The sequence below is a fragment of the Bartonella vinsonii subsp. berkhoffii ATCC 51672 genome (genome assembly GCF_902825225.1).
GTDB classification, from domain to species: Bacteria; Pseudomonadota; Alphaproteobacteria; order Rhizobiales; family Rhizobiaceae; genus Bartonella; species Bartonella berkhoffii.
On record NZ_CADEAK010000012.1, the window covers coordinates 36,598 to 44,072 of the forward strand.

Below are 7,475 nucleotides of genomic sequence, written 5' to 3' on the forward strand. Positions count from 1 at the left end.
TGTCTAGATATCCTCAAAAGTAATGAAAAACGAGCGAGATATCTCTTAAACGTGTTAGACAATGAATCGCAGCAATGCTCTCAACCAAAATGGCTAACCTCAAATGCATCACAAGATTCTGGAGAACTTCAGTAATTTTGGGTATGTTGAAAAAATTCCCCAAAGAACAGAAACGATATACATTAAAAAAACAAAAATCATTCCACTCATATTTAAAGCCCTATGTATGCTTTTTTTACTCTTTTATTTCAATTATTGTTAAGCTTTACTTGCACACTACAAGCACAATACACATAACCTATAGTTTTTTGCATCAGATATTGTATACATAAATTCATTCTAAAGCGTCACTTTTTCTATACAAACTCTTGAACATCATATTTTCCCCATACACAATGCTCTGATTTTACATGCGCCTTGCCTACCTTATGGGGATACATTCACACTGCCGCAGAGGCATTTATTTTTATATTACTTAAAGCCAATTTTAAAGGTAAGCGATGTGTAAAGAGTTGAGAAAGCAGAATTTTTTAGCTTATCCCTCAAAACCGCATCACTTTTTTTGTTTCATTCATTCTTTTGCAAGGTCATTTTGTTTTCAAAACAATCACAATTTTTCTCTTCCAGAGAAACTTCATTGGTAGAAAGCCAAAAAACTCCGCTAAGAAAATCTATATTGTTGCAGCTCCCTCTCTTTAAAATCAAGATAAACTGGATAAATCCGATGGGAAATACTTATCTACCAAAGCATAGAGAATCGCTGCGGTTTCAACATCCAGAATCCCATCATAATTTTCTTGACGAAAATGAAGCTGAAAAGCTCGGATCAAATTTTTATATCCAATTTCGCTACATGCAATAGAAATGTCGTACCCATAACATTTCAACTGAGCCAAAACATCTTCTTTGGATGGAAAACTCTTACAAAACTGCTCCTGATAGTGATGCTTTCGTTCATCATCATACCATGCCCCTATCCCTGCCATATAAAGTTCCTTCCACGGGAAAGCAGCCCCTGGATCAATTTTTCTTCCAATGGCAATATCACTGTGTCCAACAACATCGGTTGGCGTAATATCTGGATATCGTTGAAGAATATTCAACGCAAGCTCCTTAACTGCATCAATTTGCGTTGGATTATAAGGAGGAAATATCACCCCCTCATTCTGACAAGTAAAAAAATGATCTTTCTCAAGAGGCAAAACTGGACTGCTCACATGCCTTTTTTCAGTCCATGAACCAGCCTGTAATTCATTTTCATCTTTAGGAACAGGATTTAAAATGCGTACATCCTTTAAAGATGTTTCAACATAGGTCTTGTCCGAAGAAACAGAATGGCCAGTTGCTAAATTAACTATTTCAATTCCAATAGATGTATCATTTAAATTACTATGCCCAGCCCATGAACTGATACCCGCATGCCATGCGCGCTCACTTTCATCCACCAGATTAAAGATACGCATATCCTTAAAACCTGCCTCAAGATATGTCTGTTCTGAAGGATCAGGAACAAGATAGTGTGCACTAACCTTTTCTCCTGTAAGAGCCATAACCGACTCTTTAAAATTCAGTGAAGTATAATGCATTACAAGAAAACGAATACGACGATTAAAGCTCTTAACAGAACGATAACTGTTGTAATCAATCTGATACATAGGAATCCTTCCTTTTTTCATTCACAAGTACCACCGCACATTATAAGAAACAGTCTACGAAATGAGGGCGGAGCAATTTTTGAAAATTTTTTATATTCAAACACTCAAATACTAAGAATAATGCTTTAAAAATTCACTCAGCAAAAAAGGCCTTATTTAACAATGAATGATGCATTTTCAAACATGCCTGAAAATTGCCCATCAAGAAACCAAAAAGAACATAGCAAAACCGCTGAAAGAATATTCCTTTGTATCTTGCATACAAAACAATTCTTTTTATGCACTTGAATAATCCTGAGGGATCAGTACACATGAGAGATAATACCTAACCCATTATGTGAGAGCATAACAGTCTTGAAAAATACTGTTATTTTATGGCAATTTATTGTCAGAAAAATCAAAAATACTTTTCTATCCTCTTGAAAGGATATTTTTATCTCTCAAACAATATGTGTCGAGATTTTTTCCCTGAACTGAAAACAAACGCCACGAGTCACTGCAATTTTATCATACAATAATAATTCTTCCCATACGCATATAAGCATGTGATTTTTAGCTTAAAATGTATAAATATTTATTGCAAAAAAAGTAAGATAGAATTGCTAGCATCAACCATATCCCAAACAAAATCTGAATAATAATGTTCATATTGTTCTGAAAAACTGTTCAGAATAAAATATTTTCTATTTATTCAACCCTATTTTGCTATTATCTAAGATCAAAGAAAACAAGTTAGCCAATACAACCGATCTCAAACCTCAAAAAAACACTGTCTTAACTTAAGTAAAAGCAAGGATTAAGTGAGTGCTTTTACGCCCCTACAGAATATCAGTTTTAATCTTCCGTTTTCAAATATCTTTTTAAAACCGACCAAGCTGCATATTCCTATAAGACCACGCCTAACAGCGGCCGCGTATAAGGAAAAGTAATATGAACATCACCATACCCGTCAATTCGTACAGTCATTGTAGCATGTCCAAGGCTTTCTTTTTGGTTTTCTAAGATCTCTAAAGAAGGTGATAAACTAACCTCAACCTCAAACTGCGGAATCATTTTTGTGCTTTTTTCTATAGGATGAAAATATTTTAAAAGCATGGGATCATTTGCCGACCAATGAACTTCTGCATGCATCGCTAATTGTTGGCGAGCAATGGTAATTTCTTCACCAACCAAATATGGACGAAAATAATCTTCAAATTCTTCGATTAAATACTGTGCCAAAGGCGTTGATGAATGACCAACCAATTGCACAAGAACATAAGGACTTTTCCATAAAAAATGCCGTTCAAATGGTTAATTGGCGAAATGACCATCAACCCAATACGCAATTGTACTTTCATCAATTCCAATCAAAGTCCACGTATATTGAGCGCGTGATACAGCAGGATACTTCTTCTCACCGTGTTCTAAATAATGTTCTAAAAGCGAAAGAGCTTGTGTAGGCGGAACAGGTAACACCACAAGAGAACTCCCACTACAAGAGAGGGTAAAACCAAGTGCTGTCCCTGTAGGGTTATCAACGACTTTTGCCGTCTCAGGAAACAATGCTTGACAGGCATTATTGCTATCCGGCGCAATCCCTAACCGTTGCAATTGACCTTTTATCGTTTGCCAAACCGCTTCATGATGAACCAAAGGTTGCTGTACAGCTTGAGCAATCGCATCACGCGTTTTATCGTCAGATGTTAGTCCTAGTCCTCCACTGATAATGATGAGATCTTCTCGTCCAAGACACACAATCACTGTCTCACTTATTTGCTGTAATTGATCGGCGCAAACAAAATGGCATGTGACTTGAATATTTCTCCTGTTCAAGCTTTGACTCAAATCCTGCAAATTTGTATTCAGATATTGTCCTGAAAGGAGTTCATCACCAACCGTAATAATCGCCGCTCGACAAACAGAAACAGGATTTAAAAGAAAACGAAGAACAGCTTTAGCCATTTGACGCGTAGTAGCTAAACCTCCTAAATCATAAGTCACAGTTTTCCCAGCGCGAATAACCTGATCAACACTCTCAGACAGTTGTTGTGCTGCCTCTTTAAAATCTAAATGTTACAAGAGTAAAGCTGTAGTATAAAGCATGGCAGAAGGAGTAGCTTTATTCTGTCCAGTAAACCGCGATGCACTGCCATGAGCAGGTCCAAAATAAGCAATCTTGCTTCCCACATTTGCACTCGGTGCCAATCCCAATCCACCCATGACTCCAGCACCAAGATCAGAGAGAATATCACCAAACATATTTTCAGCAACAATCACACCAAACTGCTCTGGTTTTGTGACAATCCATAAAGCAACCGCATCAACATTGTGAATATCTGCTTCAATTTCGGAATAATTTTGAGCAACTTTCTCAAAAATTTCTTGAGCAAATTGACCACTTTCTCTCATGACATTTGGCTTATCAGCAAAAGTAACCCGCTTAAAACCATGTCTCTGTGCATAAGAAAAAGTATATTCAAACAACCGCTCTAAACCAAAACGTGTCTGCAACCACACTGTCCATGCGGCCTCTGCAAGACCATATTTTGTCAAATTGGGATGTTTTAACCATGTTGCTGTTTCAGGAGAGACACCGCGAAAATCAAGCCCCGCATAGAGACCTTCGCTATTTTCCCTGATAACACAAAAATGAAAAGGTCTTTCTGAACCAACAACATATCTTACAGGACGTATATTGGCAAACAAGTCTAACTTTTGGCGAAGTTGAACAACAGGCGAAACATAGGGAAGTTGCCTCTCCCTTAAATGTGGTGCAAGCTCCTTTAAAGCAGCTTCTTTCCCTGCACAAGTCACAGCACCAAGCAAGACAGCATCACAACCATTGATTTTTTGCCAAGTCGTTTGAGGAATAGAATCCCCTTCCTGTTCCAACATTCCCAGCCAATAGCGCCATAGGATAATTCAATCGGCAACTGAAATTACTCTAAAAACATTAGTGCAGCATCACAAACTTCTGGCCCCACCCCATCACCAGGTAATACAAGAACTTTCTTTTTCAGAATCTCTCTATCCATTCATCAAGGATTGCATTTGTCATAGCAGGATTATCATCCCATAAACGCGTCCCAGCATCAGAAACAATTTTATATTCATGATTCACACAATGACTCCGTGTTTGATTATCTACGGTTGCAAGTTGCGATTTTTCACCTACCAAAGCTAAAAACTTTCCGGTGTACTTGATAATCTCATTTCGAGCATCCATTCCCAACAAGAACTCAAATCCTTTTGTCATACGCTCAATGGCCATGCTTTTTTGCGCATCAGGAATCTCCAATAATGCTCTTTTCCTCATAACTCCACGAGGATGCATAAAAGCATTCAGTGCTTCTAGAGCTCCTGATAAATCTTTATTTTTCAAGAAATTGAGAATATATCCAACGCGCCGTTGCAAAAGCATATCTGGATAGCCTGGTGCATTTATGGCGAGCACAGCGCGAACATTGGAAAGTCGCGCAGCCAATATCTGTACTAACATTCCAGCCATAGAAAAACCCACAAGAATTGAAGGCTCTTTAAAGTATATTTCAAGTTTCTCTACCATAAAAGGTAAAATGCCTATGGCAGAATTATTACCAAAACTAGAGTGAGGAGGAAAAAGGGATAGTGTATCGAGTAAAGTAATTTGGAATCCTTTTGCCAAACAGAGCTTTGTAAATGAAGAACAAAAAACGCCACGATCCCAAATTGGCATCACAGGAGAAAGAATGACAACACGACGGCTCATTATTTATTTCTCCCCTTATTTCAAAATATAGATTGTAGCAGCAATATCTCCCCAGAGGATAACTATGCAAACCTAAAAATTGTGGATCTCTATCCTACATAAACGTCCCCCCGTAAAACGGTCAAAAATAATCAATGATACCAAAATTAAATGAAGCTATGGCAGATTTTAGATACCTTCCATGCAACCAACTTCATGAGAATTCATTTTCAACTAAGGTTACTGACATTCAAGCAAAATAATACAAAACATGTATGCGTGATACCCCCTCCTTCTATCCTACTCAATCTATTTCCAAAGTCATATAATGGTGGGCTTTTCGAATATAAATTACAAACCCTAGCAGACAACACAGAGCTAACAAAGTTGCTACAGCCCGTGGACTATGTCCAGATATCCTTCCGATAACCGCAGCACTCAACGCCGCACTCCCTAATTGTAAAGCGCCCATAACACCAGAAGCTGCTCCAGCAGCCTGTGGATGCGAAGAAATAGCCAATGCTGTCCCTAACGGCAATAAAAAACCATTAGCGAAAGTAAGAACAGTGATAGCAGCAAAACTCGACACAAGTGGCCATGGGCTCACATACATTTGCAGAGCAAAGAGCCCTCCCCCTACCACAAAAATAATATACCCACGCCATACCGTTCTTTCCATAGATTCTCGCTTAAAAAGCCATCGTGCTGTAAGATTACCCATAATATAGGGAAGAGAAACACCAATATAGCTATATCCAATATATTTCAGTGGCAAACCCAAAGTGGTAAGTAAAAAAGGTGACTCTACAATATAAGCAAAATAGGTTGCATAAGAAAAGCACGGAAGAAGTGCATAAAAAATAAATTGTTTGTTTCTGAGAACGCCTAAACTGCCCTCCATAAATCCCATAAAAGAAAAACGATGCCGCTTTTGAGAAGGCAATGTTTCCGTTAAAATAAAACAACAGAGTAAAATGGTTAAGAATATAAAAAAGCTTAAAAAGATAAAAGTAGCTTGCCAATTAAACGCTTGTAATAAGAGACCTCCCACTAACGGCGCGAGTGCTGGTGACATCCCAATAAAGGGAAAAACAATCAAATAAAGTTTTCCTGCTGCTTTTTTATCCAATAAATCATTGATAATCGCACGGCTTAAAACAATCCCCGCACAAGCTCCAAGACCTTGTAAAAAACGTAATGCAAGAAAAGCGTGAAGATTAACCGTATAAATCACACTGATCGTAGTAAATAACCATAAAAACAAGCCAAATAGCAGTGTTTTTTTACGCCCGAAATTATCACTCAATGGACCATAAATGAGCTGTCCAAGAGCCAATGCAAACAGAAAAATCGCTACAGCACTCTGTATCTGAGATTCACTCACTTGGTAGTATTCGCGCATTTCACCAAGTGCAGGAAGAAAAATATCTGTAGAAATCAGACCGCCTGTTGATAAAAAGACGATAAGTATAATAAATGGAAATGTATATTTATGACTCATTTAAAAAAGCACACTTTAGTATTAAAAAATATTATTTACTTTAATATTATTATTTTACAAATATAATTCTATTTATACTTATAAACAGATAATATATAAATTGATTTATATAAAAAATTTTACTTTATTTAATAAAATTTACCTTTTGATATCTTGTTGATGAGTAAAAGAGCTTATAATTAAAAAGCTCAACGCGATATAGGAATACACTGCACCCCATCTATCACCCTCTCATGCGTTTTCAATCACTCTAAATTCCCACTCCCAAAAACTGTAAAAAAATTAAAACGATAGCTACAAAACTTTACTTTTTATTCCCCGATGTAACTGGCTAAAAATCACCTTTATAAGATTTTCTCCAAGAAGTAAAAATATATTATTGTCAAAACTAAGCATTAAGATAATTTTACAAAACAGCTTTATGTTACACTTTTTTATTCTTCTTCAGAACATTCGTCCAGGAAAGCCAATACTCCATACATAGCTCTCTAGATCAGAATTTCGCAAGAAAGGGGTATCACCCTAACGGTCTCATCATCAAAATCCGTGTGTCCCATCATAACCTGATACCTCCCATTATAAAAACCTGATCATTCCTGTCTGTTTACGA

General features: G+C 37.1%; 3 protein-coding genes and 1 pseudogene. All 4 read right to left on the reverse strand.

What is annotated here, in order from left to right; genetic code table 11:
- Window positions 1-701: 701 nt before the first annotated feature.
- Entirely contained in the window at window positions 702-1,655 is a 954-nt protein-coding gene (locus J7R10_RS06500; protein ID WP_010705541.1) for an N-acetylmuramoyl-L-alanine amidase, read from the reverse strand.
- 885 nt (window positions 1,656-2,540) lie between these two features.
- Window positions 2,541-4,657 (reverse strand): annotated as a pseudogene (locus J7R10_RS06505) (isocitrate/isopropylmalate family dehydrogenase).
- Window positions 4,654-5,385, reverse strand: coding sequence for an alpha/beta fold hydrolase (locus tag J7R10_RS06510; RefSeq protein ID WP_010705542.1), 732 nt, complete (start codon window positions 5,383-5,385; stop codon window positions 4,654-4,656). Before J7R10_RS06510 ends, J7R10_RS06505 begins: the two are co-directional and overlap by 4 nt.
- A gap of 283 nt (window positions 5,386-5,668) precedes the next feature.
- Window positions 5,669-6,865 (reverse strand): multidrug effflux MFS transporter, encoded by a 1,197-nt coding sequence (locus J7R10_RS06515; protein ID WP_010705543.1) that lies wholly within the window; start codon window positions 6,863-6,865, stop codon window positions 5,669-5,671.
- Window positions 6,866-7,475 lie beyond the last annotated feature (610 nt).